Source organism: Umezakia ovalisporum Ak1311 (assembly GCF_029891685.1).
GTDB classification, from domain to species: Bacteria; Cyanobacteriota; Cyanobacteriia; order Cyanobacteriales; family Nostocaceae; genus Umezakia; species Umezakia ovalisporum.
Genome location: NZ_JANQDJ010000086.1, coordinates 42,640 through 68,630, shown reverse-complemented (window position 1 = coordinate 68,630; position 25,991 = coordinate 42,640). Strand labels below are relative to the sequence as shown.

At 41.5% G+C, this 25,991-nt stretch carries 24 protein-coding genes and 2 pseudogenes; 14 read left to right on the top strand and 12 right to left on the bottom strand.

Annotated elements, in window-relative coordinates; translation table 11 throughout:
• Nucleotides 1-91: 91 nt before the first annotated feature.
• The gene (gene tsaD / locus NWP25_RS17125) at nt 92-1,135 is read right to left on the bottom strand and encodes a tRNA (adenosine(37)-N6)-threonylcarbamoyltransferase complex transferase subunit TsaD (RefSeq protein ID WP_280657303.1); all 1,044 of its coding nucleotides are present in this window, start codon (nt 1,133-1,135) and stop codon (nt 92-94) included.
• A gap of 177 nt (nt 1,136-1,312) precedes the next feature.
• Here tsaD and NWP25_RS17120 point away from each other — a divergent pair, with 177 nt between their 5' ends.
• From NWP25_RS17120 to NWP25_RS17110, 3 genes are all read left to right on the top strand, one after another.
• Nucleotides 1,313-1,807: a Photosystem I reaction center subunit III gene (locus NWP25_RS17120; RefSeq protein WP_280652665.1), complete on the top strand. Its 495-nt coding sequence runs from the start codon at nt 1,313-1,315 to the stop codon at nt 1,805-1,807.
• Nucleotides 1,808-1,847: 40 nt separating this feature from the next.
• Complete coding sequence (gene psaJ, locus NWP25_RS17115) at nt 1,848-1,997, top strand: photosystem I reaction center subunit IX (RefSeq protein ID WP_280652666.1); 150 nt, start codon at nt 1,848-1,850, stop codon at nt 1,995-1,997.
• Nucleotides 1,998-2,238: 241 nt separating this feature from the next.
• Nucleotides 2,239-2,760, top strand: coding sequence for a photosystem I reaction center protein subunit XI (locus NWP25_RS17110; protein ID WP_280652667.1), 522 nt, complete (start codon nt 2,239-2,241; stop codon nt 2,758-2,760).
• Between the two features lie 295 nt (nt 2,761-3,055).
• On the opposite strand, the gene gmk is transcribed toward NWP25_RS17110, so the two are convergent.
• Both gmk and remA read right to left on the bottom strand, forming a co-directional pair.
• Nucleotides 3,056-3,655 (bottom strand): guanylate kinase, encoded by a 600-nt coding sequence (gene gmk, locus NWP25_RS17105; protein ID WP_280652668.1) that lies wholly within the window; start codon nt 3,653-3,655, stop codon nt 3,056-3,058.
• Nucleotides 3,656-3,830: 175 nt separating this feature from the next.
• The gene (remA, locus tag NWP25_RS17100) at nt 3,831-4,097 is read right to left on the bottom strand and encodes an extracellular matrix/biofilm regulator RemA (protein WP_200987823.1); all 267 of its coding nucleotides are present in this window, start codon (nt 4,095-4,097) and stop codon (nt 3,831-3,833) included.
• A 496-nt stretch (nt 4,098-4,593) separates the two neighbouring features.
• Here remA and NWP25_RS17095 point away from each other — a divergent pair, with 496 nt between their 5' ends.
• From NWP25_RS17095 to NWP25_RS17085, 3 genes and pseudogenes are all read left to right on the top strand, one after another.
• A complete protein-coding gene (locus NWP25_RS17095; RefSeq protein WP_280652669.1) occupies nt 4,594-4,728 on the top strand; it encodes a hypothetical protein in 135 nt (44 codons plus the stop codon).
• A 177-nt stretch (nt 4,729-4,905) separates the two neighbouring features.
• Nucleotides 4,906-5,586 (top strand): ribonuclease III, encoded by a 681-nt coding sequence (gene rnc / locus NWP25_RS17090; RefSeq protein WP_280652670.1) that lies wholly within the window; start codon nt 4,906-4,908, stop codon nt 5,584-5,586.
• Between the two features lie 666 nt (nt 5,587-6,252).
• Nucleotides 6,253-7,085: pseudogene (locus NWP25_RS17085) on the top strand (IS630 family transposase); the annotation flags it as partial.
• 652 nt (nt 7,086-7,737) lie between these two features.
• Here NWP25_RS17085 and NWP25_RS17080 read toward each other — a convergent pair.
• Nucleotides 7,738-8,718, bottom strand: coding sequence for a PatU (locus tag NWP25_RS17080; RefSeq protein ID WP_280652671.1), 981 nt, complete (start codon nt 8,716-8,718; stop codon nt 7,738-7,740).
• Nucleotides 8,711-9,931 carry a heterocyst differentiation protein HetZ gene (gene hetZ / locus NWP25_RS17075; RefSeq protein WP_280652672.1) on the bottom strand — a complete coding sequence of 407 codons (1,221 nt, stop codon included), beginning with the start codon at nt 9,929-9,931 and terminating at the stop codon, nt 8,711-8,713. Before hetZ ends, NWP25_RS17080 begins: the two co-directional genes overlap by 8 nt.
• 200 nt (nt 9,932-10,131) lie before the next feature.
• On the opposite strand from hetZ, the gene NWP25_RS17070 reads away from it, so the two are divergent.
• The gene (locus tag NWP25_RS17070; protein ID WP_280652673.1) at nt 10,132-10,605 is read left to right on the top strand and encodes a hypothetical protein; all 474 of its coding nucleotides are present in this window, start codon (nt 10,132-10,134) and stop codon (nt 10,603-10,605) included.
• Between the two features lie 87 nt (nt 10,606-10,692).
• On the opposite strand, the gene sds is transcribed toward NWP25_RS17070, so the two are convergent.
• Nucleotides 10,693-11,664 carry a solanesyl diphosphate synthase gene (gene sds, locus NWP25_RS17065; RefSeq protein ID WP_280652674.1) on the bottom strand — a complete coding sequence of 324 codons (972 nt, stop codon included), beginning with the start codon at nt 11,662-11,664 and terminating at the stop codon, nt 10,693-10,695.
• A gap of 1,091 nt (nt 11,665-12,755) precedes the next feature.
• Between sds and NWP25_RS17060 the strand changes: the two genes are divergently transcribed.
• The gene (locus tag NWP25_RS17060) at nt 12,756-12,932 is read left to right on the top strand and encodes a hypothetical protein (RefSeq protein WP_280652675.1); all 177 of its coding nucleotides are present in this window, start codon (nt 12,756-12,758) and stop codon (nt 12,930-12,932) included.
• A 32-nt stretch (nt 12,933-12,964) separates the two neighbouring features.
• Here the strand turns inward: NWP25_RS17060 and murI are convergent, their stop codons facing one another.
• From murI to NWP25_RS17040, 4 genes and pseudogenes are all read right to left on the bottom strand, one after another.
• Nucleotides 12,965-13,828 carry a glutamate racemase gene (gene murI, locus NWP25_RS17055; protein ID WP_280652676.1) on the bottom strand — a complete coding sequence of 288 codons (864 nt, stop codon included), beginning with the start codon at nt 13,826-13,828 and terminating at the stop codon, nt 12,965-12,967.
• A gap of 359 nt (nt 13,829-14,187) precedes the next feature.
• Nucleotides 14,188-16,098: an N-acetylmuramoyl-L-alanine amidase gene (locus NWP25_RS17050; protein ID WP_280699851.1), complete on the bottom strand. Its 1,911-nt coding sequence runs from the start codon at nt 16,096-16,098 to the stop codon at nt 14,188-14,190.
• Nucleotides 16,099-16,630: 532 nt separating this feature from the next.
• Nucleotides 16,631-17,801: pseudogene (locus NWP25_RS17045) on the bottom strand (cation:proton antiporter).
• Nucleotides 17,802-17,851: 50 nt separating this feature from the next.
• A complete protein-coding gene (locus NWP25_RS17040; RefSeq protein WP_280657308.1) occupies nt 17,852-18,268 on the bottom strand; it encodes an EVE domain-containing protein in 417 nt (138 codons plus the stop codon).
• 217 nt (nt 18,269-18,485) lie between these two features.
• Between NWP25_RS17040 and NWP25_RS17035 the strand changes: the two genes are divergently transcribed.
• Nucleotides 18,486-19,235 (top strand): SIMPL domain-containing protein, encoded by a 750-nt coding sequence (locus NWP25_RS17035; RefSeq protein ID WP_280652679.1) that lies wholly within the window; start codon nt 18,486-18,488, stop codon nt 19,233-19,235.
• A 51-nt stretch (nt 19,236-19,286) separates the two neighbouring features.
• Here NWP25_RS17035 and NWP25_RS17030 read toward each other — a convergent pair whose 3' ends face one another.
• Complete coding sequence (locus NWP25_RS17030; protein WP_280652680.1) at nt 19,287-19,646, bottom strand: single-stranded DNA-binding protein; 360 nt, start codon at nt 19,644-19,646, stop codon at nt 19,287-19,289.
• A 369-nt stretch (nt 19,647-20,015) separates the two neighbouring features.
• Between NWP25_RS17030 and NWP25_RS17025 the strand changes: the two genes are divergently transcribed.
• From NWP25_RS17025 to ribD, 5 genes are all read left to right on the top strand, one after another.
• Nucleotides 20,016-21,020 carry a rod shape-determining protein gene (locus NWP25_RS17025; RefSeq protein ID WP_280652681.1) on the top strand — a complete coding sequence of 335 codons (1,005 nt, stop codon included), beginning with the start codon at nt 20,016-20,018 and terminating at the stop codon, nt 21,018-21,020.
• 99 nt (nt 21,021-21,119) lie between these two features.
• The gene (mreC, locus tag NWP25_RS17020; protein WP_280652682.1) at nt 21,120-21,884 is read left to right on the top strand and encodes a rod shape-determining protein MreC; all 765 of its coding nucleotides are present in this window, start codon (nt 21,120-21,122) and stop codon (nt 21,882-21,884) included.
• A gap of 48 nt (nt 21,885-21,932) precedes the next feature.
• Entirely contained in the window at nt 21,933-22,574 is a 642-nt protein-coding gene (gene mreD / locus NWP25_RS17015) for a rod shape-determining protein MreD (RefSeq protein WP_280652717.1), read from the top strand.
• Nucleotides 22,575-23,131: 557 nt separating this feature from the next.
• A complete protein-coding gene (locus NWP25_RS17010; RefSeq protein WP_280652683.1) occupies nt 23,132-23,734 on the top strand; it encodes an IS607 family transposase in 603 nt (200 codons plus the stop codon).
• 330 nt (nt 23,735-24,064) lie between these two features.
• Nucleotides 24,065-25,321 carry a bifunctional diaminohydroxyphosphoribosylaminopyrimidine deaminase/5-amino-6-(5-phosphoribosylamino)uracil reductase RibD gene (gene ribD, locus NWP25_RS17005; protein ID WP_280657309.1) on the top strand — a complete coding sequence of 419 codons (1,257 nt, stop codon included), beginning with the start codon at nt 24,065-24,067 and terminating at the stop codon, nt 25,319-25,321.
• 198 nt (nt 25,322-25,519) lie between these two features.
• Here the strand turns inward: ribD and NWP25_RS17000 are convergent, their stop codons facing one another.
• On the bottom strand, nt 25,520-25,735 hold the full coding sequence (locus NWP25_RS17000; protein ID WP_280652685.1) for a hypothetical protein: 216 nt from the start codon (nt 25,733-25,735) through the stop codon (nt 25,520-25,522).
• Nucleotides 25,736-25,991 lie beyond the last annotated feature (256 nt).

Genomic DNA, 25,991 nt, shown 5'->3' with positions numbered 1-25,991 from the left:
GTCACGGTAACCTCATCCTTCATCTCACCCTAGAAGGTTACCCCAGGGGAAACCGCCCTTGTACATTCCCTGGGTGTCAACTAATTACGAATTACGAAATATACAATTTCATTACCTGGCTGAGTGGCAACCTAGACTCAACACCCAAAGTCAAAGATGATGTATGACCAAGTGATAGGTGATGAGAGGCGGCGCACGCAATCATGGCAGCGTTATCAGTACAGTATTTTAGAGGTGGGAACAAAACTCCCAAGTTATGCTCCGCGGCAGATGCCCGTAAGATTTTTCTCAGGCTGCTGTTCGCTGCTACCCCTCCACCAACGGCAATGGTGTTGAGATTATAATCGAGGGCACAGGCGATCGCTCTTTTAGTAAGAGACTGGGCTACGGTTTCTTGAAAGCTAGCTGCTAAATCAGCCACCGGCACTGGTTCTTCACTTTTCTCTAATTCCTGCATTAAGCGCAGTACTGCCGTTTTTAAGCCGCTAAAACTGTTGTCATAGGGATGATATCCCCCACCCGGTAAAGAAATTTTACCTTCTGGCAAAGTAAAGGCGCGGGGATTACCTGTTTGTGCCAGTTGGTCAATGACAGGTCCCCCGGGATAACCCAACTTTAACAACCGCGCTACTTTATCAAAGGCTTCACCTGCCGCATCATCACGAGTTTCTCCTAAGGTTTCGTAACCACCACAATCTTTAACGTAAATCAAGCTTGTATGTCCACCGGAAACGAGTAAGCTAAGAAATGGGGGATCTAAAGTTGGCTCGCTCAAATAAGTCGCGTAAATATGACCTTCGAGGTGATGCACTCCCAAAAAAGGTTTATTGTGTAACACCGCTAAAGTTTTAGCCGCAGTTAACCCCACTAAAAGTGCTCCTACCAGTCCAGGAGCGCAGGTGGCCGCAATGCCATCTATTTGATCCCAGTCTAGTTTGGCTTGCTGTAAAGCCTGAGCGATCGCTTCATTGATTGTTTCTAAATGCTGACGGGATGCCACCTCTGGCACTACCCCGCCATATTGACCATGAACTAGGATTTGCGAAGCTACGATACTGCTATAAACTTGACGTTTGTTCACAATTGCGACGGCAGTTTCATCGCAGCTGGTTTCTATTGCTAAAACAGTTGCCATTGTAGGTTTGTGTTAAGTAACGATTTGTTTGAGAAGCTTTAACTTTTATTTACTTAAACTTTACTCAATTCCCAGCCAAGAGTATGATTACTTGCTAGTTATGGAAATAAAGAAATGTACAAGCCGCTTCGTTTTGTACAAGAAACTTTTCGTTTTGTAATAAAAGGAAACAAATCTATGAGACGATTGTTTGCTTTGATTTTAGCGATTTGTCTTTGGTCCAATTTTGCTCCCCCTGCCCAAGCGCTTGGGGCTGACTTGGTACCCTGTAAAGACTCTTCCGCCTTTCAAGAGCTAGCAAAAAATGCCCGTAACACCACCGCTGATCCTGAATCGGGTAAAAAGCGGTTTGAGCGTTATTCTCAAGCATTATGTGGACCTGAAGGTTACCCTCACTTGATTGTAGATGGTCGTCTTGACCGGGCTGGTGATTTCCTAATTCCCAGCATTCTCTTTTTGTATATTGCTGGTTGGATTGGCTGGGTAGGTCGCGCCTACTTGCAAGCAATCAAAAAGGAATCCGATACCGAAGCAAAAGAAATCCAAATCGACCTTGGTTTGGCACTACCCATTATCACCACAGGCTTTGCTTGGCCTGTAGCAGCCCTCAAAGAATTCCTTTCAGGCGAATTAACTGCTAAAGATTCAGAAATCACTGTTTCCCCGCGTTAATTCTTCCTCACTTAATTCATTTGTTTTGGAGACTAAATTCATGGCAGATAAAGAGGATCAATCATCCTATTTCATCAAATTTATTTCTACAGCTCCCGTGGCAGCTACTATTTGGCTAACCATTACGGCAGGGATTTTAATTGAATTTAACCGCTTTTTCCCTGACCTACTTTTCCACCCACTGCCATAGGTAGAAAATAGAATTTTCTGCTGAATGTTGTACAGTTGAATTTCTCCGTCCAATCAGGCGAAATTATCACTCCAATTATCAGCAAATATAGCTAATGAAACTCCTAATTAGGAGTTTCATTATTTAATCAAAGTAAGTAAATTAATTTTTTTTAACTTCTAAAGCAAAAAACATTTTTAGCTACAATTATTATTAATAATATAAAAATGCCACCACTTTAATTTAAAGGCAAAGACAAAATATGAACCAAGCAGTAAATTCATCAAAAAGTCTCCCCAGCGATCCAAGAAATCGCGAGGTTGTTTCTCCAGCCGGACGTGATCCCCAGCTAGGCAACCTAGAAACCCCCATTAATTCTTCTCCCTTGGTTAAGTGGTTCATTAATAACTTGCCCGCTTATCGTCAAGGTCTTAATCCTTCTAGACGTGGGCTAGAAGTTGGCATGGCTCATGGTTACTTGCTATTTGGGCCCTTCGCTAAACTCGGTCCTCTACGTAATGCCCCTAATGCTAATTTAGCTGGGTTATTGGGATCTGTTGGCTTGGTTGTGATTCTTACTGCCTGCCTATCCTTGTATGCCAATAGCAATCCTTCCAAAGCAGTTGCCAGCGTAACTGTTCCGAACCCACCTGTCGATGCTTTCAACTCCAAAGAAAGCTGGAACAATTTTGCCAGTTCTTTCTTAATTGGTGGCATTGGCGGTGCAGTTGTCGCTTATTTCTTGACTAGCAATTTGGGACTCATTCAAGCTCTGTTTGGTTGATTTCATTTTTTATTAATTAGGCATTCAGCTTTCGTAATACCTGCTTATTTATGGTTGAGTATTACCCGGGCTCAATGCCCTGTTTTTATTCTCAGGACACAAACGAAAAGCTCTGCTCTTGGTTTGTGTCCTTTTGAGTTTGGCGTGAAAAATGCTTAGTATCAATTCCCTGTGGTAGCTTACGCGGCGTAGCCCAAATCGCCGACTAGGTGTTAGCAAAGCCCAGTGTAGCCTGGAACTAACCACAAGGGAGGCAAAGGACATAGAGAAATAGTATTACTATCAAAAGTTTGAACTATCCAAATAAAGTTGCTTCTATAGCGTTGAGAGCATTGTGTAGATCGTCATTAACGATTTGAACATCAAATTCGTCTGCGGCCTGAATTTCTTCTTGGGCGCGGCACAGGCGACGAGCGATCGCATCTTCAGAATCTTGGGCGCGTCCACGTATACGGCTTTCTAATTCATTCAGAGAAGGCGGTAAAATGAAAATGCTGAGAGTGCCATGGAAAGAAGTACGGATTTGTCTTGCTCCTTCTAATTCAATTTCCAGCACCACCAACTTGCCAGATTGAACTTGGTTCAGCACAGCTTCGCGGGGCGTGCCGTAATAATTACCAGCAAATTCTGCCCATTCCAAGAATTCACCTTGGGCAACTAATTGTTCAAACTTACTGCGGCTAATAAAGTAATAATTTTGGCCGTTAATTTCTCCTGGACGAGGAGAACGAGTCGTCGCGGATACAGAATAGTAAAGTTCCGGATGACGTTTTAACAGCTCTTGCATTAGAGTGCCTTTACCGACTCCACTGGGGCCAGTTAAAACAATTAGCCTACCGGGAGAGGGGCTTTCTTTTGTGTGAGCATCACTTTGGATAGGTAAAACTTGCATCATCCGTTTAAACTGAGAATTAATTAGTAAACATTATTCCTGAATCATTAGCTGTGTTTTCGTTATCAGAGGAACCTTTGACCAACGAATGTGTAGCACGAGTGACAGAAAACTTGTCTAATTCACATCGTACCGCCGATGTGATGCAAGTAGGGTAGGGTTATTGACCCATGTGCAATCAGTTATCTACACTGTGATGGTCTCGGGAAATGACAAACCTATTCGCTACTGTTTCCGGTTGAATTGCCGAAAGGATTACGTGGCTGGAATCGGTGATAATCACAGCCCTTGTCCGACGACCGTAAGTTGCATCTACTAGTTGACCTCTGTCCCGTGCATCGGTAATGATGCGTTTGATGGGCGCAGACTCTGGACTGACGATGGCAACCACTCGGTTGGCAGAGACGATGTTTCCGAAACCAATGTTAATTAATTGTATTTCCATAAAAAACTGACACCGAATGTGGTGTGACAATCTCGTAAAGTAATTATTCCATGTTATCGCCAAAAAACAGGAGTTACAACGCTTTAAATCCAGCCAGCCTGAGTTTTTAATTGACAAATGGTTTTTTTAGCTAATAAATAGCTGAATATTATTAAAATATGCCCCAAGATGTATGCAAAATCGTAAAAATACAATCTAATCAACTGACTAATGAACTGATGTTAAATTATTTTAAGTTGAGTTGAGATTAAAACCAGATGCAATGACTCTTTCTTTACAAGAGGCCGTCATCAGTCATCAGCAAAAATGGTTTCCTTGACCTACACATCACCCAATTACTCAATACCCTTGGCAAAGAGATAACAACCATGTCATATTTGACATCAAAGCAGTTCTCAAGCCGAAAATAATTCTAATGTTTTGTTAATATTTAGACTTTGATCTTGTTTTTAGCATTGAGACTTACTGCCGGTTTTGAGTTGGCAGGATATGATATGTGAGTACTTATGGTTGTCCTCAGGTATCAACTTCATCAGAGGCAATTATGAAAAATCGACCAAACGCTTCAATAGTCTTGACTGTGGCCGTTGTTGAGAATTGGGAAACTGCCGGAGCTATAGATGAGGAGTAAGGTTAAGAGGGTGATTGTAACTGCTCAATACGACGAGAAAAGTACAAGCCAGGGATTCACAGTATCAACACACGAATTCTGTTTTTTTAAGCCAACTCAACAGTATTCTGAATTTGATATTAATAAGCACTTGATGCTAACATTTTACATCAAAAAGAGTCAAGAAACAGACAAGAAATGCATGAATTGTTAAATTTTTACAACGAAGCTCTCTTGCGGCAAGCGTTGACTCACCGTTCCTATGCTAATGAACATCCTGGTGAAAAGCATAATGAGCGCTTGGAGTTTTTAGGTGATGCCCTGCTGACTTTCATCAGTGGTGAGTATCTTTATACTCGCTATCAAGAAATGGGAGAAGATGAAATGACGCGCCGAAGATCGGCGCTAGTGGATGAAAAGCAATTGGCTAAATTTGCCATTGAAGTTGGTTTAGACTCCAGAATGCGCTTGGGAAGAGGAGCAATGCTAGATGGAGGACGTAAGAGCCCTAATTTATTAAGTAGCACTTTTGAATCAGTGGTGGGAGCCTATTATTTAGATCGTGACCGGAAGATTGAAAAAATTCGCCCTGTTATTGAAGATTTATTTAACTCTGTCCCTCCAGCAATTATGGAAATCCGTTCTCAAGTCCAGTCAAAAAATCAATTGCAAGAGTGGGTACAGGTAAATTTTGGCTCTTTATTACCTAAGTATGACACCAAACGAATCGGAGGTGAGGATCATGCTCCAGAATATCTGGCTAAGGTTTTGGTTGGTAACCAGCTTTATGGCACAGGAAAAGGTCGTGGTAAGAAGGAAGCTGAAAAACAAGCTGCCGAAAATGCATTATCCATGCTGAAAAAACAAGGTTTGATTTAGCACAAATTTGGTGACATAGGTAGCCAGGGTAACTGATAGGGACGAGATATTTCCTAAAAATTTCGCCCTTTTTGCTTGTTTTTGTATTTAGGTAATTTTGGCTCACCTAAAAACTTGCCTGGGTTTAAACTATATTTTTTCTTGGCTTCTTGATAGGGTTTAAACCATTTATCTACTTGCTTGAAGACCAGTTGGCCAACTTTACTGGGCAAAGTTTTATAATCATCACTCTTTTTTAGTGAGTGGTACACTGGTTGTATGGTTTAAATGTCAGTATTGGTTGACCACAGAAAAAGCTTGCCGACACAAATAAACACCGCACCATATCTCCTCAATGTGTTAGGGTGCAACCCCAGAAACTTGATGGCTTTACTAAGTGGTATATATGCCATGAGTGAGGCATAGCATTAGTAAGGGAAGGTGAGCAAATCAGCAGCTAGTTAATTACCCTCAAGGAAATTCCATTTCCCACTGCTGTTGACCCTGATCCCCGGACATTTTGCCACCAGTAACGACCCATAGGTAGAAGTCAAAGCTGATTGATCCTGGATAAGTTAAACAGTGAAAATATAAACAAAGGGATGTTGTAAGTAAGTCAGCGTGAAAAAAGCAACCTATGTAAAGACAAGTAAATACGGAGAAGACATCTACCAAGGTGATAGACATATGGGCGCTCGTTTGAGGGTATTTTTAACTCGTAAGCAAGACGAAATGCTGTTAAAACTGGGAACTGTGGATGATGTGCCACAGAAAGTCAAAGACCGAGCAGAGGTAGTGAGGTTAAATGCACATGGCTGGTACGTAGAAAAAATAGCAAATCATTTTAATTGGACTCCACAAACAATCAGAGAAGTATTGCATAAATGGCAGAAACTACGGCTGGACGGACTTTGGGAATTACCAGGTAGAGGTGGAAAAACCAAGTACACAGAACAAGACATAGTTTATCTGGAAGAATGCTTGAAACAAGAACCGCGAACATATAACAGCCCTCAACTAGCTGAAAAACTCAACAGTGAACGCCAAATTGAAATGACCCCCGATAGGTTAGGACGGGTACTCAAAAAAAGGGGGTCATTTGGAAACGAGCCAGAAAGAGCCACAAAGGAAAACAAGACCCGAAAACTAGAGAAAATAAGGAAGCAGACTTAGATATGTTGGAATTGTCTGCTGCTACGGGAGAAATAGACCTGAAATATTTGGACCAATCAGGTTTTTGTATATGGAGTGAGCGAAGTTATACATATTACCAACGAGGTGAGCAAAAAAATTTAGAGCAAACAAAGCGTCGTGGACGCAGATTAAGCATAATTGGGCTTCTTCAACCTTTAATCAGCTTTGTTTATGGCTTAGTTATTGGCGGAGTGAATGGCAAATCTTATATCCAAATGATGGAGCATGAAGCCCAAAAGGCGGAAAAATTGGGACGTATAAGAGTAGTAGTACAGGACAACATTGCCATACACCGATGCCAAGAAGTAAAACAGTTGTGGTCAAAGTGAGAACGTCACGGTTTATACGTCTTTTTTCTGCCTAAATATTGCTCCGAGATGAACCCAACTGAATTGGAGTAGCAGCATCTGAAAAAAGATGAGCTATCGGGACAAATGTTTGAGGACGAGTTAGACCTTGCTTATGCCGTTATAAATGGGGTGAATACTAGGGGAGAAACAAGAAAACATAGTAGTTTACGTATTAAATTTAACAATAATAACCATTGTTAAATTTCCGTTACATAGTTATAAATTTCCCCACCGACTTACTCAGACGCATTGACAGAATGTTTGGGATGTAAACTAATAGTAATTTGAGTCAATAATGCTACAAACAGAATTATGTGTGAAGCCAAACAGAGTCTGACTCTTTGAATTACAGATACAAATTGGTACGACTGCCTTGCTTGCTGATTTATATTTTTTTATGTCAGTTCCTCCCAAAAGAAAAAAGGAACTCCCTGAATGCAAGGCGTGCCCATTTTAGTATCTTCACATATGTCATTGTTGCTGTGGGTTGCGGAGAAAAATTAATGACCGCTTGTTAATAAAGTAGAAACCCTAATGACCAATTGTTAATTGCATCAGATCCAAACCAATATAACCATCCGAAATATTGATGCCAATCAACTTAAAACCCTAAGGGTGGTCATTTCAGCTAAATCCTCAAACTAATGACGAACAGCAAAGGCTGTTTGTCCAGTTCTGGAAACTCAACTTCTAGAGTGTAAGTTGAACCTGGTTGATTACAGTATAATTCTACACTCAAATTTCCCGGAGTGGCTGACTTTGCTACTGCTAGGTTGCCATTGCCTTGCAATTTCAAAGTACCTGAAGCAGGTAATTTAGAATCAACACTCAACTGTGTCAGGTGATTTTGAGAGTGGTATTCTACCCTCAAAGTCAGAGTACCTGCGCTAGTGAGCCATTGTCTTTCCACCACTGGATTGGCTGATGATACTGGTAGAGTCAAATTATCTAGCATTTGTTTAGCTGCTAGTAATGACAATGCCATTTGCTGACGTGGTTGTAAATTGGAGTAATCGTCATCAATTTGAGGTATCGTATCCAAAGTATTCACAGAACGATAGGTGGTTCTCAGTACCAATCCAGCTAAATCATTGATGGTCTGTGACTCATCGGGAAACAAGCCCTCAACTACCTGAACTAGTTTTGCCCCTAGAGGTAGCGAAGATGTGAGCAACCCTTGACATTTTTCCAATAGTTCTTGGAAAACTCTCTCTGGCAAAGGTATAGGCAGATTCAGCTTGGACTGCTGTGCAATCCATCCCCAGTGGGAACTTAATGCGAGCGAGCGCTCTTCCACAAAATCTGGGTATTCTACTAATTGCGACTCCCAAGGAAATAAAGGAGGCTGCTTTTCAGCTTGGATTTGTAACCGACGCTTGAGGACGGCTTGGAAACGTTCTTGCACAGTAGGAATTTCTCCCAGTTGAAAGGTTTGGAGTAGTCCTTCCCATTTTGGCTTACCGCCTGTAAAGGCGGCTACCTCCTTGAGAGGGTCATCTACCCCGTCAATTTCCTGACACTTTACAAATTTAGACTCGCTGGTGTTAGCTTGATTTGCTACCCACCAAGCGACTAAATTCGGTTGTAAGGCTTCTGGGACACTATTCATGAGTAGATGCACTTGATCCGGATACTAGGGAGTTACGAATTTCCCATGCTTGTTCCAGAATTTTAAACCAGCGTTTTTGCAGTTGAGCCGTGGACAATCCCAAAATTTTGGCAATTTTTTCATCTGGCTGTCCTTGTTGTTTCAATTCCAGTAAGGAGCGCTGTTGGTCTTCCAATTGTCCTGTATAGTCTTGCCATTGCTGGGGAGTTAAACCTAAATTAGTGTTCAGTGAGGCTTCCAACCACTCATGAACTAATTCCCAACGATGTAACAAGGCAAAGCGAATCAAATGATATTTAAAGCGTTGCTGTAAGTAGTCCCGCTGACGCGGAGTTAAACCCAAAATTGATTCAATTTCCTGAGTTGATAAATCCTGGAGACGGAGAGAGAAGTAATCAGCACAATCAGATTGTTGCCGTTGTTCAAGATAATCCATTAGTTCTGTGATCACAACCGAACGTAGAGTATCTTCTTCTGGTTCTGGTTCTGGTTGCATGGCCATTGCTGAACGCAATTGCTGTATTACCGGTTCTTCCCAAGAACCATCATTGTCGTTAGAACTACCTTCTGCAGCTTGTTCTATATCTACATTAGTTTCCTGGGGTTGTTGTTGGGAAAAGGTTTGGGCTCGCAGGATGATTAGCTGCTGTTGTCGCCCCGGTAAAGGAATTCGCCGCTTACCATAGCGTTCAGTAAATGCCATGTATTCTGCCAATTCCAGAAGAGTTTGGGGACGATAACTTAGACCCATTTGGTTTTCCCTCCGGAAAGCATTTAAAGCTTCTAGATAAAAACCTTGGAGGAAATCTTCAATAATGGTCAACCGTCCTTGGTAGCTTAACTGCCTTTGAGGAGGATTCATATAACGATAAATAATTGCACTCAGAGTACTGTGTAACTCAACCCTACCCCGACTCGAACCCAACTGATAGTACCTGAGGCACTGTTGCAGCCGATGTCTGGCCAGGGAAATCGCCGAGCTTTCCACATCACCGGAAGCCTGGATACGTTTACTCTCTTGACAAATTCGGTATACTTCATTCGTAATTCTTGATGCTACATCATGGCAATTCTGCCGGGAAGCTTTACTTGATTGTTGGAGCTCCTCATATAGGAGTTGAAATGTACCCTCTACTCCGATAAAATTTTCCCCCTGAACGGTTGGGGTGGAAATTGCTGTGGTTAGAATTGTTGCGGTTGCGGCTGAATTCATAGTTTCAGTTTTCAAAAGACCCTAAAATAATCAAGTAAAAGCTGTTACGACTACGGGTATTGGTTGGCTGTTTAGACTTACGGATAAGCTAAACCCAGGCTAGTCCAATAATTGGGATGTACCTATTCTTATGGTTCACAATTTAATAGATGCTTTTGCCATTACCCACGAGCCGTTGACAAGTCATTTGACAAGTCATTATGAATTTAAAAAAACAAATTCAATTGCTGATTAATAATGCACCCCGCGATGGCATAACACCACATCTTGTTTCAGCAATTGCTCCTGTATTGATCACGGTTGCTAAAAAATTGCGCCATCCCCAGTACTATATTCTCCAAAATTCGGAGGAGAGTTGGGTTTTAACTACATTAAGCAATCGTGCAAATCCAGGATGGGAAAAACGTGTTATCTACGCTTTTCCTACCATACAGGATGTCTCCCTAATTTCACATGCTGGGCTTGACCCTCAAATGCTAGCTAAAATTGTTCCTGTTACCCACATTTTGTTCCAACTGGTGGCATTAGAACCCGTAGATAGTGTCGTTTTTTTGGAAACGCCGGGTCAGACCACTCATACGCTTGAAATCCAACGTTCAGAATTGCAAAATCTCTTGCAAGAAAAGATAAAACAACAGCAAAGGGGTAAACATATACCTCCAGATATTGCATAAATAAATTTTGCAGTTGGGATTTATTAGATACATCTAAAAATCTCAACTGCAAAAACTAAAATTTTTAAATTAAAAATTTTAAATTTGTTAATAAAGCCGACTAAGTACGTAGTCAGCGATTTTAATTAGCGCCTCGCGGGATTCTGAGGTTGCAAGAACTTCCAGATGGTCAACTGCTAACTTGGCATGGTAAGCCGCTAATTCCCGCGCTTGCTGTATACCGTGACTGTCTTCAATTAGCCTTAGTGCTTGCTCTAGATCACCTTCCTGGTCAAACTTCCGTTCAATCAGGGCTTCCAGGTCTGGTTTTTCCTCTAAGGCAAATAAAACCGGTGCAGTAAGATTACCACTTTTGAGATCAGATCCCGCTGGTTTTCCCAAAGTATCTGTTGTGCTGGTGAAATCTAAAATGTCATCAACAATCTGAAATGCTAGACCTAGGTGGCGTCCGTAGTTGTATAGATGTTCCGCAGTTTCCTGAGAAACGTCACTAAGTAACCCAGCCGCTTTAGAACTGTTGGCAATTAACGAGGCTGTTTTGTAATAGCTCTTTTTGAGGTAAGTCTCTATGGTGATACCATTATCAAAACAATTTATTCCTTGCTGGATTTCCCCGGTAGCCAGATCCATAATCACTTCTGAGAGTAGTTTCACCACCTCCAAATTGTTTAAGTTTGCTAAATACCAGGACGATTGGGCGAAAAGAAAATCTCCTGCCAGTACAGCAATGCGATTACCGAACAGACTGTGAACGGTAGGTACACCACGTCGCATTTGTGATTCATCTACTACATCGTCATGCACTAGGCTTGCCGTGTGTATCATTTCCGTGATTTCTGCTAGGCGGCGGTGACGCAGCGTTATGTCTTTTTCTAACATTGTGGCCCGCGATATCAGCAGAACAATTGCTGGTCTGATACGCTTTCCCCCAGCTCCGAATAGATGTTCGGCTGCCATAAACAGAATGGGGTGGCGATTTCCAACTAGCTGCTTGAGGTTATCTGCTAGCAGTCGCAGGTCTGCTTCCACAGGGGTAAACAGGGAGGTGGCTGAGGTCATGGATGGGCGGACTCTGGCTTAGGTTACGAAAGTTTACATATCCTATACTCATTTTAAGATAACCCTGTGCCAGCGCAAAGTTTTGATTAGAGAATACCCACGTATTTGCTGTTTCTTCTTCACCAACATTTGACACTGGCGAGAATGACAAGTTCCATAGAACCCTTATGGGCACTGTCTACAGCTGTGGTTCCTCCTTAGAAAAATATTCTGTTGATCAGACCAATATTTTTTTGATATTTCCTGCCTCAGTCCTGCAACGCTCAAGAAATAAAACTCACTTAAATATTTTCTGTATATTTTTTAGTAAGAATCACATTTTGTGTTTTGCGTAAAAATTATAGTACAAAAATACCACTTCTTTTTCTCAATAATTAATTTTTGTTAATGCCTAACATAGGTGACATAAAATACAAAACTTTACATCATTTTCCTCAATAAAGGTAATAAAACATACAATAGATCCCCAAGGAATGGCTAGGTTGTCTGATCATTGTATTCAAGCATTGAAAATTTTTAAATTTCACCCCTAACTTGGTTCAAAACTCAGGATCATTGTGTTACGCTAAAATGTAAGGATTTAAAATATTAAAGAACTGATTTTCCGAAGGTAGGCTGCTTCTGAGGAGTTTTACCGGTTCGCGTTTGAAGTTCTGAAATAAGTCGTCGCTGTAAACTAAGAGTAAAGAAAGTTATTTCCTGATTCTTTGTCCAGCAATTAGGCCTTGTGACGTAGAGCTTTGCCGTACCCTCATGGTTGTCGGCCGCAATTTTTTAGCTTCTGTTGAACGCTAAGTTCGCTTTCGTCATGTAAGTATGTACATAAATAATGCAGACTAGGTAGACTGCTGAGGAGCGCAGTGAAGTTGCTGTAAAGCAGTTTAGCTGTTGTGGTGTGTGTGGTCTGTGCATTGCTCTGTCAAAGAATTATTTATCTAACCGTAGATAATTACAAATTTACGGCGAGCTTTATTATAGCTGACTGAAGCCACCAGGTACACACTTGGTTGGTTAAATTTCTTCTAATTAAAAAAATTACATATTCCATTGACAAGGGTGTTGGTAGAAAGATGATTTACGGGGAGATGCCTATGTTGACTTTTATTTTAGCTGCTGGATATTTGTTTACAGTTTACTTACTATTAGCGCTGGCCAAGAAAACCGGCAAAAACTATCCTCCTAGAAGTTTACCTCCCAATAACCCAGGAAAACACCAGCAAGATGTGTCAGTAACTCCTCATGTAACTGAGGTAGTCAATAGTCAATAGGCTAGTAGTGTTACGTAGACAATAAAAATTAATTAAACTTGGGAAAGTGGAGTATCAGTTAAATCCACAAACTCAACTGTTGGAGTGTGGCCCAGCCATTGCACACTGGATTTAGCAAACTGTTGTGGACAACCGCTGACAGCAAAGCGAGTTGGAACTGGCGGGTATGTATTCCTTAAGCCGAGAAGGTCTAACTCTCGAGTACAAGCTGCTACAACGTGTACAGCTGGATCAATTAATATGACTTGAGAGGGGAGAAGCGATCGCAGTACTGGTGCAAGGTGGGGATAATGAGTACAGCCGTAAACCAAGGTATCAATTTCCTGCTGTATCAACGGCTCTAAATACGAACGTGCTACTTCATGAGTGTATGGTTCATGAATGCGATTTTGCTCAATGAGTGGCACGAACTCAGGACAACTGACTTGCCAGACTTGCACATTCGGATCAATTTCCAGAATAGCATGGCGATAGGCATTACTTTTAGCGGTGGCTGGTGTAGCAATTACACCAACACGCTTTCCTTGCTCCACGGCTGCTTTAGCTCCCGGTAGGATGACTCCGAGAATAGGCAAACTAAATTCCTTGCGAACTATTTCTAGTGCTAGGGCAGAACTAGTATTACAAGCCATGATCACCAACTTTACACGTTGCTGTTGCATCCAGTTAAGAATTTCACGCACGTACTGTAAAATTTCTGCCTGTGAACGAATGCCATAGGGCAACCGAGCAGTATCTCCAAAGTAAATAATAGATTCATTGGGTAGATGGCGATAAAGTTGTCCCAGGACTGTCAGCCCACCAACACCACTGTCAAAAACACCGATGGGAGCGCGTTGTGGCTCTTTATCAAAACAATTCTCAAGATTGCTGTCAAAGATAGAGGATGAATACACAGGTAGATATTGATTTAGGTTTTTGGATATAAATTACAAAATGTAGCAGAAAATTCGTGACTAATAGTACCAATATTTTGCAAACAGTATAACTGCCTGCACTTTGCTAGTGACAATAAAATTCTGATCTGCGGCTTTCACAGATCAGAATTTTTTTTCCCAAAAAATTGTTCGCTGGTATTGAAGCTACAGATCTAATGGCTTATGAACTCATCACATTGTTTTAGTTTTCTCATCCCCTCAAGAGTTAAAAAAATTGTTATCTAGGAGCAGATAACACCAAACAGGAGCGAATCACAATTCCCCAAACCCAGTTACTCCCAGTTAATAAAATTCAAGTAGGCAGTATATTGGTTTAATTATCTTCGTTGTAGATACTGGAGAATACCACGAGCGATGGCATCAGCCATTTGATTTTGGTAAGCCGTGGTTCTCAGTTTAGCAGCATCTTCCCGACCTGTGACAAAACCCACTTCAACTAAAACAGAGGGTATGGCGCTTTTTCTGAGAACGTAAAATCTAGCTCGCCGCACGTTTCTATCCCTGACATTAATATTTTGAAGAACGCTGCTATGAATCGAGCGAGCTAGACTCTGACCACTGTCGTAATAATATGTTTCCAAACCATTCACATCCGGACGACTTAAACTGATGGCATTAGCATGAATGCTTACAAATAAATCAGCCCTAGCTCGTTGCGCCAAGCTCACTCGTCCTGGAAGACTAACAAAATAGTCAGAATCACGCGTTAATAATGCTTGTACACCATTTTGCTGCAAAATCTCCGCTACCCTTTTGCTAATTGGCAAAATTACATCCTTCTCGCGGATTCCGCCAATACCAATTGCCCCTGGGTCTTGACCACCGTGCCCAGGGTCAATCATCACCACTGCTCTGGTTGCGGGTATTGGAAGTGGCGCAGACTGGGGTCTGGGTTGGGGAGGGGCAGTTGGACTTGGTAGTTGCCCTTGGGTTGGGGGTGGTAGGGGTGGTAGGGTAACTGGAGGTAAAACCCTAACCTGACGAGATCCCTTTAATTCTAGAGCCAAAATCTGGTTGCTGACTTGGTTTAATTGTCCAATTTGTACTCCCGATGCTGGTTGCACCAATACAACCACTGTGTTGTTTTCAGGTTGCAAGCGTACCCGGAGAATAGGACTATTGGCACTAAAATCCGGACCTCTAACGTTGGTAGCTAATTTAGCATTGGCAATAGTTATTCGGAATAAACCAGAAGATCTATCCCATCCACTAGTAGCATTTACTTTGTTATCGCTTCTAATTAGTAACTGCGTATCATTGTTAGCCAATTCCACAGACTCAATTATTGCTGGGGAATTATTGGCAATTGGTCTGCTAGAAGTACCCAGGGGTGCAGGCTGATTGTTTTGGGAGTTGTTGGAATTAACCTTTGCCGGTGACCTAACAAAACTAGTGGGTAAAACCACCAAACCGCCCCCGCTACTACTACTTACTTGCCAGTCTGGGCTGTCCTTGTTGACACGCAAGGTCAGGCGAACGGTAGGTGGTTGGGTGTTTAAGGTTGTGAATTCGATGCGACTAACACCATGTCTGTTAATTTCATTATTTTGCTGCGTCAGACTGGTGGACAAACTCGCGTCAGCTATATCCATAAAGATGGTACTGCGATCGCGGCTGCGATTAATTTTAACTTCAGGATTGCCGCCGTTAGTACGGATAAAAAAACCATCTCCTGTTACTAGTAATCTCTTAAGTTGGGTTCCGCCTGGGGTCAAACTGGCAACTATACTATTAGAGAAATCAGGTTTGGTATCATCATCCGAGTCAACAGTTACTACATTGTAGATATTTCTAGAAGGTTCTGGTTGGCTGCCCTGGCTACGGTCAGCCGAGGTATCTAGTGTGGGCCTTGGTAATTGTACCCTCCAGCGCCTAGCACTCACGTTTTCAAATTGCACCTGCTGGGGGTTTAGGGTATAGCCAGGACTGAGTTCAACAACTATGCGCGTTGTTTGGGGATCAAACTGCGCCACGCGGACGGCACGAACAGCACCACCTATCGGCTGTGTGAACTGTTTCCGTCCAAACGTAGTGTTGGGTAAATCAATAACCAGACGGGTAGGGTTGAATATCAGTTGTGCTTCGGGTTGAACAGCACCGTTAGTGTCTATTTCCAGACGATTTTGATTGGCATCAAAACGCCAAGATTCGAGTTTTGCTGCTACAGCAGGCGACGATAGTAAGACAATAGTTCCTAGGGTACTGGGTAGTAACCAGTGTAATTTCACAATTCTTTCTCCTGATTTGCGTTCATGGGAGCCATCAATATCTCAACATATTGGCTAATCGTCACACTGTTACAACCTAATTTTTCACTTTCATAGTTCTGTGACTTTTGTGCTGCTATAAAGACACAATTAATGGCTTAAGTTACTAGTATTCCCTCTAACTTTGCGATCCTATCAGGATATAATATTCACGCCTGTAAAGTATTTCAGATGCAACAAGAGGGACTGAGTTGTATCATGGCTGGCAATTAATACTTTTGAGGAAAAAATTTCAACTACTTTTCATTGATGTCATCAAAGTTACGCTCACTGATGTCTAGTTTATTTAAAGTATCTAATTTAACACTATAAAACAAGTTAAGACCAGAAAAATATAACATTTTGAATGCTAATAATAGTGAGGCAAAAACTCAATTTTACAGTCTCCAAGGACGGAGATTTATGCACTATGTTTCCTGAGACTGGGGGTTGGGAATTGGAGATTGAGGATAATTCTGCTTTTTTTCCGGTGTCTAGTCGCCATTACTTCCATTCAATCAGTTTCTCTTCGAATTATCCCCATAATCAAGGCTGTCTTGGCGACTTTTACCATCATTGACGTAGACACTATCGATTCAGGTTTTTCGACGATCAATGGTGTCCCACTGGCTTGCTCTAAAATCAGTTTGTCTGCCTGTGCTATCAACTTGTCTGATTCTGGAAATACGAACTGTAAAAGAGGCGGAGCTAAAAAGGTTGTCAGGATAACCACCATGATTATTGCTGCCCCTAGTGATTTAGAGAGAACACGGCTACCAGCACCAACACCAGCAAAAACCAAACCGACTTCACCGCGAGGAATCATCCCGACACCAATTGCTAAAGGGTTTATTTGGCGTTCACCAAAAACACTGAAACCTGTAATTACTTTACCGATAATGGTCACTGCTATCAGGAAAATGTCCATAATTAAACCTTCTCCATTGCCGGGGATGGCTGGTTTCAACACTCCTAACTTTGTTTTTGCGCCAACAGTCACAAAGAAAATTGGCACTAAGATAAATGATTCCCAATACATCGTCCATCACAGCAGCACCCAGAATAATCTGCCCTTCTTTGGAAGTGAGTTTTCCTAGTTCTGACAGCACTTTGGATGTAATGCCAATACTAGTAGCTGTCAAAGCTGCTCCAGCAAAAACTGCTCGCATAGTACTAATACCAAATATAGTTATTAGTCCCACAGTACCGGCAGTAAAAGGTACTATTGCTCCCACTACTGCCACTATGGCGGCTTGGGATCCAACTGAGAGCAAATTTTTTAAGTTCAATTCCAAGCCAATTTCAAATAGCAGAATGATTACACCCAGTTTTGCTAACACAGAAATGACCTCTGATTGTGCTTCAAATACTGCTGGGGTAGCTTCAGGAGTTAAACCCGCAGTGATTTGCAAAAAGGTCATGATTAAAGAATGAGAACCGTCTGCGCTACCTTCTGGAAAAACCAACAAATGCAAAGCACAGATGCCCACAACCACACCTCCTAATAGTTCACCTAAAACGGGCGGTAAACTTACTCGGTTAGATAACTCCCCACCAGCTTTACTAGCTAGATAAATTATCACTAAGCTTAGTAGCACTGCGCTTAATACCATTGAACTATCTGCTGTTTCTGTAGTACTAGCTAGCAGAGGAAAATAGACGTTGATTGCATCTAAAAACTGCATGTGTTGCTTAAAAGTCCTTCTCTTTAGTTTTACTACTTCAATACATCCATTCAATTATTTTTACTGTCAGTCAATGAAATCATAATTTGCCAGTAAAATTCTGATACTGGCACGACAGAAAGCCTGGGAAGCCGCAATAAATCAAAATCTGTGAATTCTCCATTCTGCTTAATTGCTGTGAGTGAGAGAGGTACAGAAACCCTTTTGACTGCTCTAATATCTACAACTATGCGTTTGGAATCGCTTAATTTTGGATCGGCATAAGGTTGACTGATAACCTCTGCTATGCCTACGATTTGTCGTTCTTTGCCTGTGTGATAAATCAACACTAGGTCGCCAACCAGCATATTTCTCATATGTTTGAGCGCTAGAGCATTGTTGACTCCATCCCAAACTGTTCTGCCATCCTGTTCTAAATTAAAGTAGGAATATTTGTCTGGTTCAGTTTTCAGCAGCCAGTATGCCATCAAAGAATCTCCAGAAGTTTTAATAAATTTTTTGAGTTACCAAAAATGTAACCGTCCCTATTTCTGACTATGCCTGTGTCAAACTAAGGACATCTCAGAAATTGCTTACTCAATAAGTTCATCATAGTTCAGAGATACCTGTTGACAGTGAACGCCGAATTAGTAGATATGTTTTTTTAAAACATTTGTAGAATCTTTTCAGAGGAGTGCAAATTTTATGTATGGAACAGCTGTATCCTTTTCTCAGTTCCGCTCTGGGAATTATTGGAAAACTATATCAGTAGCTCTATTATTGTGTATAATCTCCATTCAACCAGGGTTAGCCCAAGAGCAAGGAAAATTGTTGCGAACTCTGAGTGTTAGCGGTCGCGGTGTGGCAAAAATCCCTACTACGCTCTCGCAAGTGAGTCTGTCAGTAGAAGTTCAAAGCAAAACGGCACAGTCAGCGCAAGAAGAAGCGGCTCGCCGATCATCAGCTGTAGTTGCTTTGCTCAAAACTCGAAACGTGGAAAAATTACAAACCACTGGTATCAGCCTCAATCCAGTTTATAGTTACAACAATAATGCCCAAAGAATTACTGGCTATGCTGCTAATAATACTGTGAGCTTTCGTATTTACACTGATAAAGTCGGTAATGTTTTAGATGAGGCCGTAAGAGTTGGTGCAACAGGAATTAACGGTGTTAGTTTTGTGGCTAGTGATGAAGCGATCGCATCTGCTCAACAACAAGCACTCAGACAAGCGACGTTAGATGCTCAACAACAAGCTAATGCTATTTTCAGTACCCTGGGTTTCAAGGCTAAGGAAGTGCTCAGTATTCAAGTCAATGCTGCCAGTGCGTCCCCACTTCCGGTGATGTTCCAGCGTGTCGAGGCTGCTAAGTTAGCTAGTGCTGATTATTCTACCCCTGTAATTGGTGGTGAACAGCAGGTAGAAGCATCGGTGACACTCCAAATTGGTTATTAATCATTAGTGATTGGTCATTAGTCATTGGCAATAACCAGTGATTAATGACGATCAAAAGTTTTCTGGAGACATATCTATATCATTGCTCGTATCGCGCTTGGAACCTAATAATTCTAATTGATCTACTCTAATAATTGGTGTAGAACGGTTGACTCCTGTTTGCCGATCATTCCATGTGTCAAACTTTAACGAACCTTTTACACCTATTAAGCTCCCTTTACGCACGTAATTGCCTGCTACCTCTGCCGTTTTGTCCCAAAGTTCTAAGGTGAACCAGTCGGGTTTTTCATCTTTACGCCCTCGCCGATTAACTGCTAGTGTTAATTTACACACAACTTTACCAGATTCAAAATATTTAATATCGGGATCGCCGCCTACACGACCAACAAGGTTAACAATATTAATGCTCATGGGTTTGGCCTTTTAGTAAAAAATTACTGATATTTTTTTATTTTTATCATAACCAATTGTGAAGGTCTTGAAAATATGTTAAAAACTTAGCAGTAAAGTAATGTATAAAAATGCGATAAATCAACTGAATAAACTCAAAAACTGTACGGATATATCGAAGTAGTTAGAGAATATCGACAGTATGAACACCAAAAAGCTAGCAAGGATGGCTAAAGGCTCACGGAAAATAGCCTTCCTGCTGGACTCCAGGTAGAAAACACAATAAGATCCAGCACTATCAACTCTAACAGTTTTTTAGCCAACAAGTATTGCAAATAAGGGGCGTAGAGACGCGTGGGGCTTTTTAGTAACTTTCGCTCATCATGGGATATGGGTATCGACCTCGGTACTGCCAACACCCTAGTTTATGTATCTGGGAAAGGTATCGTACTCCAAGAACCTTCTGTAGTTGCTATCGATCAAAACAAAAAAGTGGCACTGGCAGTGGGAGAAGAAGCTAAAAAAATGCTCGGACGTACACCTGAGAATGTGATTGCCCTCCGTCCATTGCGTGATGGCGTAATCGCTGACTTTGATACAGCCGAGCTAATGTTAAAACACTTTATCCACCGAGTAAATGACGGTAAATCTCTAATTTCACCTCGAATTGTCATTGGCATACCCAGTGGTGTTACGGGGGTAGAAAGACGGGCTGTGGAGGATGCCGCTTACCAAGCCGGCGCAAGAGATGTGCGTTTCATTGATGAGCCAATAGCAGCAGCAATAGGAGCTGGGCTACCTGTTTCTGAGGCAACAGGGAATATGATTATTGATATTGGTGGTGGCACAACAGAAGTTGCAGTACTTAGTTTTGAAGGTACTGTCATCAGTGAATCAGTACGCATCGCTGGTGATGAATTAACTGAATCCATCATCGTGTATCTCAAAAAAGTTCATAACTTGGTGATTGGAGAAAGGACTGCTGAAGATATCAAAATTGGCATTGGTTCCGCTTATCCAACTAATGATGATAATGATGCCATCATGGAAGTCAGAGGTTTACACCTGCTTTCTGGTCTACCAAGAACTGTCACACTCAAAGCACCAGAAATTCGTGAATGTATGTTGGAACCGCTATCAGTCATCGTAGAGGCTGTGAAGCGGACACTGGAACGCACACCTCCTGAATTAGCTTCAGATATTATTGACAGAGGAATCATGCTAGCTGGTGGCGGTGCTTTGCTCAAAGGCATTGATACCCTCATCAGTCATGAGACAGGGATTGTTACCCACATTGCCGCAGACCCTCTCTGTTGTGTTGTGCTGGGAACAGGTCGTGTGTTAGAAAACAAACAGCTAGAACGAGTTTTGAGCGGAAGTTCTCGCAATATGTAATGAGAAATGTCAGATATTAGGTTCTATTTGGTTTTAATTTGAGTTTCATATCAAACAAATAGAATCTGATATCTTTTGAATTTATAAAATCAGGTATAGATGGTTACTGTACGTCGTTGGTGGAATCGTAAATTACTACAACTTGGTTTACTAACTGTAGTAGTAAGTAGTGCGTGGATATTGAGACAGACTCAGGCTCATTTACTGTTGGAAATGTACCAAATCATCAGCCGTCCATTGCAAATGTTACAAACAGGGAAAGATCCAGAAGAAATTCTCAATGATGCCCGCTTCTGGGAGTTACAAACGCGTATAGCTGATTTGGAAACTCAAAATCAAAAGCTACAAAATTTATTAGGCTACGTTGAGAAAACTCCAATCTCATCCCCCCCAATTGCAGCGCGGGTAGTGGGACGCAGCGCTGACCATTGGTGGCAACAAGTTATCTTGAATCGCGGATCGAATGCGGGCATTCAAAAGGGCTTTATAGTCAAAACTGATGGCGGCTTAGTAGGTTTAATACAGAGTGTAACTCCTAATACTAGTCGTGTGTTGTTAATTAGTGACCTCAATAGTCAAGTGGGTGTAACAATTAACCGCACCTCCGCCAAGGGCGTTTTACGGGGAAATTTGTCCGCTGAAGCAGTGCTGGAATTTTATGAAAAAGTTCCAAACGTTAGAGTAGGAGATTTAATTTCTACATCTACCTACAGTCGGAGGTTTCCTGCTGGTGTGCCAGTTGGACGAGTTAAATCTTTAGATTTAAAACAATCTTCAGTATCGGTGGCAAAAGTTGAGCTTTTACCACCGATACTATCATTAGATTGGGTGGTTGTATGTCCGTTCAGCCAGGGTAAGGATTAGGCATAGCCCACTAAACCACAATTGGAAACCAAGAATTGAATCAAAACAATCAAGATGCCTTCATTTAGGATTCCCAGGCATAGTAAGCCAAGAGCGCCACAGCGAAAATTCAAAATGTTAAAAAATAAGTCTCTTGCTCATTGGCCTCCAGCTATACGTCAACTGCTAAATTGGTCAATAACGGTTGGGTCTGTACTGTTTTGTGTACTGATGTTACCAACCCGCTTTTTAGGTATGGAATTATTGGGAATTGGACCGAATTGGCTGTTAATTTGGGTGGTGGCTTGGAGCGTGAAACGCTCGGTTTGGGAAGGAATGTTAGCCGGTGTAGTTCTGGGGCTAATTCAAGATGCTATGACATCACCTGATCCTACCCATGCAATTACTTTGGGTTTTGTAGGGTTTTTGACTGCTTTGGTGCAGAAGCACCGTTTTATTCAAGAAGACTTTATCTCTATTGCCTTAATTGTGTTCGTAATGGCAATTGTCGCAGAAACTATCTTTGGACTTCAATTAACTTTGATGGGCAATGCTTACAGCGGGGAAAGTGTACGCAAGGTTAAATATATTTGGGCATACTATCAACGGGTAGCGCTGGCTTCTGCCATTCTCAGTAGTCTTTGGGCACCCATACTATATTATCCCTTAAACCTCTGGTGGCGAAAAATTAAGCTGTTAGAGCAGGGTTGACAACAGTGGCGTTGTTGTTTTTCTGTACTCGTGAACCGAAGGAAGAACAACGCTGGGAAATATTTTCGCACCATCATAGACCGTTGATTTAGGCGATGTTCAAAGGACCTGTGGATGCAATTGCTGTTTCCAGACTAAAATCCCGCCATTCACATACATCCTTGTTTTCGAGGAGTGAAGATTTGAGGATTTATTGGCGCTGTACAATAAATAAAAAAATATTGACAACTGCTATAGCTGACTGTACATTCTATGAGCTAAAACGTCGGCTACAACATAAAGCTAAAAAGTTTGGTTGTGAAATCATAATTGCTGATAAATCTTGTCCATCCAGTAAAAATTTGTTATCACTGTGGACACAAGAAAGAAAAGCCTTCTTATCCCGGAGAACTGATTAGTCTGACAAATGTGGTTTTGAAGTGGATGGGGATCTCAGTGCAGCAACTAATTTATCGCCTTTGGCTACACCGTGGAAGCTTAAGGAGGGTTAGCGACTGATTAAATTTTTATATTTATAATTGCTTATATCTAGCCAGAATGTATGCTATACTTGCATTATGAGTAAGTTGTCTATATCTGAAGCGGCAAAACTTAAAGGTGTAAGTGTTTCGACACTTAGAAGGTGGGAATCTGAAGGTAAATTAATTCCTGAAAGGACAGCTAGTGGTCACAGGCGTTATGATTTAGCCCAATTATTAGGGATAAAACCTGAATTATCTTACACAATTGGTTATTGCCGAGTCTCTGGTCATGAACAAAAAGAAAATTTAGAACAACAAAAACAAGTTGTTGAATTATTTTGTTCTCAAAACGGTTGGCAGTTTGAAATTATAGAAGATTTAGGCTCTGGGTTAAACTACAGCAAGAAAGGATTAAAAAGATTAATTAGATTAATAGTTGATAGTAAGGTTGAACGGCTTGTACTGACCCACAAAGATAGACTACTAAGATTTGGTAGTGAATTGATTTTTAGTCTCTGTGAACATTTTGGGACTGAAATTGTAGTTATTAATAGAACTGAAGACTCTAGTTTTGAAGAAGATTTAGCTCAGGATGTTTTAGAGATAATTACTCTATTTAGTGCCAGACTGTATGGATCTAGAAGTCAGAAAAATAAGAAAATTATTGATGAGTTAAAAGAAGTTGCTGATAAGATTTAAGACGGAAATAAAATTGGCCCTGGTGCTCTTGACTAAGTGGAGCAAGTGGCGTGGCCAAAGCTGTTAGTTAGACAGTGTTAACCTGTGGACTGGTTAATGCCGACATTACCAGAATGAGGCAGGAACTAAACATCAAACCCTATCTTAATGGAGCAAGAGAACTCACGTTACAGTGGTCATACTTAACCTAATAGTGAATTGCGACCACTGAATTAAGAAAAGTAAGAAATAAATGTCTAGATTTCTCTAGGATTTATATAGCAGTATGTCAATGTTTAAGTATCACGATAGCAGCCAGCGTGCAAAATATTGAAAGTACCGCCTAAAAATATGGATAATTTCCCCGTGTTTGCTCAAACAAATGTATCATTAGTCAATGATACTCAGGAAAATGAGCTGATATTGCTAACTGACAACTCAGCGGTTGCGCTATCCCCAGTTGAATCTAATTCACCAGAACAACAGAAAATAGGCAGCGACTTTGACCGGGCGATGATGCAACGGTGTTTGGCACTAGCGCGCCGTGCTTTGGGACGCACTTCACCTAATCCCCTAGTAGGGGCGGTTGTTGTCAAAGATGGGGAAATTGTTGGGGAAGGGTTTCATCCCCGTGCAGGTGAGCCTCATGCAGAAGTTTTTGCCTTGAAAGCAGCAGGCGTTGGCGCACCCTCGACTGAAAAGAATCGCGCCCGTGGTGCTACAGTCTACGTTAATCTTGAACCTTGTAATCATCACGGACGTACTCCTCCCTGTTCCGAAGCCTTAATCGCGGCTGGCGTGGCTAAGGTAGTCGTAGGTATAGTTGACCCCAATCCCTTAGTCGGTGGAGGAGGTATTACCCGCTTACGTGCGGCTGGTATAGAAGTAGTTGTAGGGGTGGAAGCCGAAGCCTGTTATCAGATCAATGAAGCTTTTATTTATCGCATCCTCCACAAACGACCTTTGGGCATTTTAAAATATGCCATGACTTTAGATGGAAAAATTGCAACTAGCTCTGGTCACAGTGCTTGGGTAACAAACGAAGATGCCCGTGGCGAAGTTCATCAAATACGGGCAGGGTGTGATGCCATAATTGTCGGTGGTAATACAGTCCGAAAAGATAATCCTTACTTAACCACTCATCAGGTAGAAGCCCATAATCCTCTGCGGGTGGTGATGAGTCGTCACCTCAACTTGCCTAAAGATGCCCACCTGTGGGAAACTGCGGAAGCTTCCACTTTAGTGTTGACACAGGAAGGAAGTTCCCCTGAGTTCCAAAATTTCTTGCGGCAACAGGGAGTTGAGGTGATGGAGTTAGCATCCCTGACACCAAATTTGGTAATGGCTCACTTATATGAGCGGGGTTTTTGTAGCGTGTTGTGGGAGTGCGGTGGTACTTTGGCTGCCAGTGCGATCGCTCAAGGTGCAGTACAAAAAATTATGGCTTTTATTGCTCCTAAAATCATCGGTGGTAGTCGTGCCCCTACACCTGTGGGTGACTTAGGTTTTACGATTATGACCGAAGCCCTGACCTTGGAACGAGTTCGTTGGCGTGTGGTAGGTTCTGATTGCTTACTTGAAGGTTATTTGCCTCAAAACAACCCATAGTTAATAGTCCATAGTCAATAGTCTTGACTGCACTAATTGTAGATCGTGGATTTTGGATTATTTTTTGTTTTGAGAGAAGCTACTGTACCTGGTTATCAATCTCAAATCCCCCACTTGTAACCCAAGAGTCGGTATCATCAATCTAAAAATCCAAAACTTTTTCAGTATTGACTGTGGACTATTAAGATATGATTAGTTTTAACACTGACGCTCATAGGCCATATCACGTATAAGGGTTAGCCGTGATTGAATGTATTCGCTGAGGTAATCAGTTTCGTGGGGGTCTAACAATGCTTGCTTTGTGGTTTGTTTTACGAGCCATTGTACCAAGCTAGCATCATCCATCTGCAATAGGATCTTGGTTTGAGAATTTTCCACCACAGCCCAAAGCTGACGCAGAATTTTAGGAGTCATTAAGACCTCAAGTTTATCATTAGCTTAGCTGTTTTTAGATTACACAATTTAGCCAGCAGATTACGCCTGAATATACAAGCTGAGACAAGTGTTATTAAAAACTTAATACAGGGATTTATAACTTTATGAAGTTTAATTATTGAAATACTACGTTCATAAATTAACAAAAAGTTACTAAAAGACTTTTGTGACTATGACAGTTAAGATTAATAGTTATTTTGATTAACTTTATAGTTAATCAATTACCATGAATAAT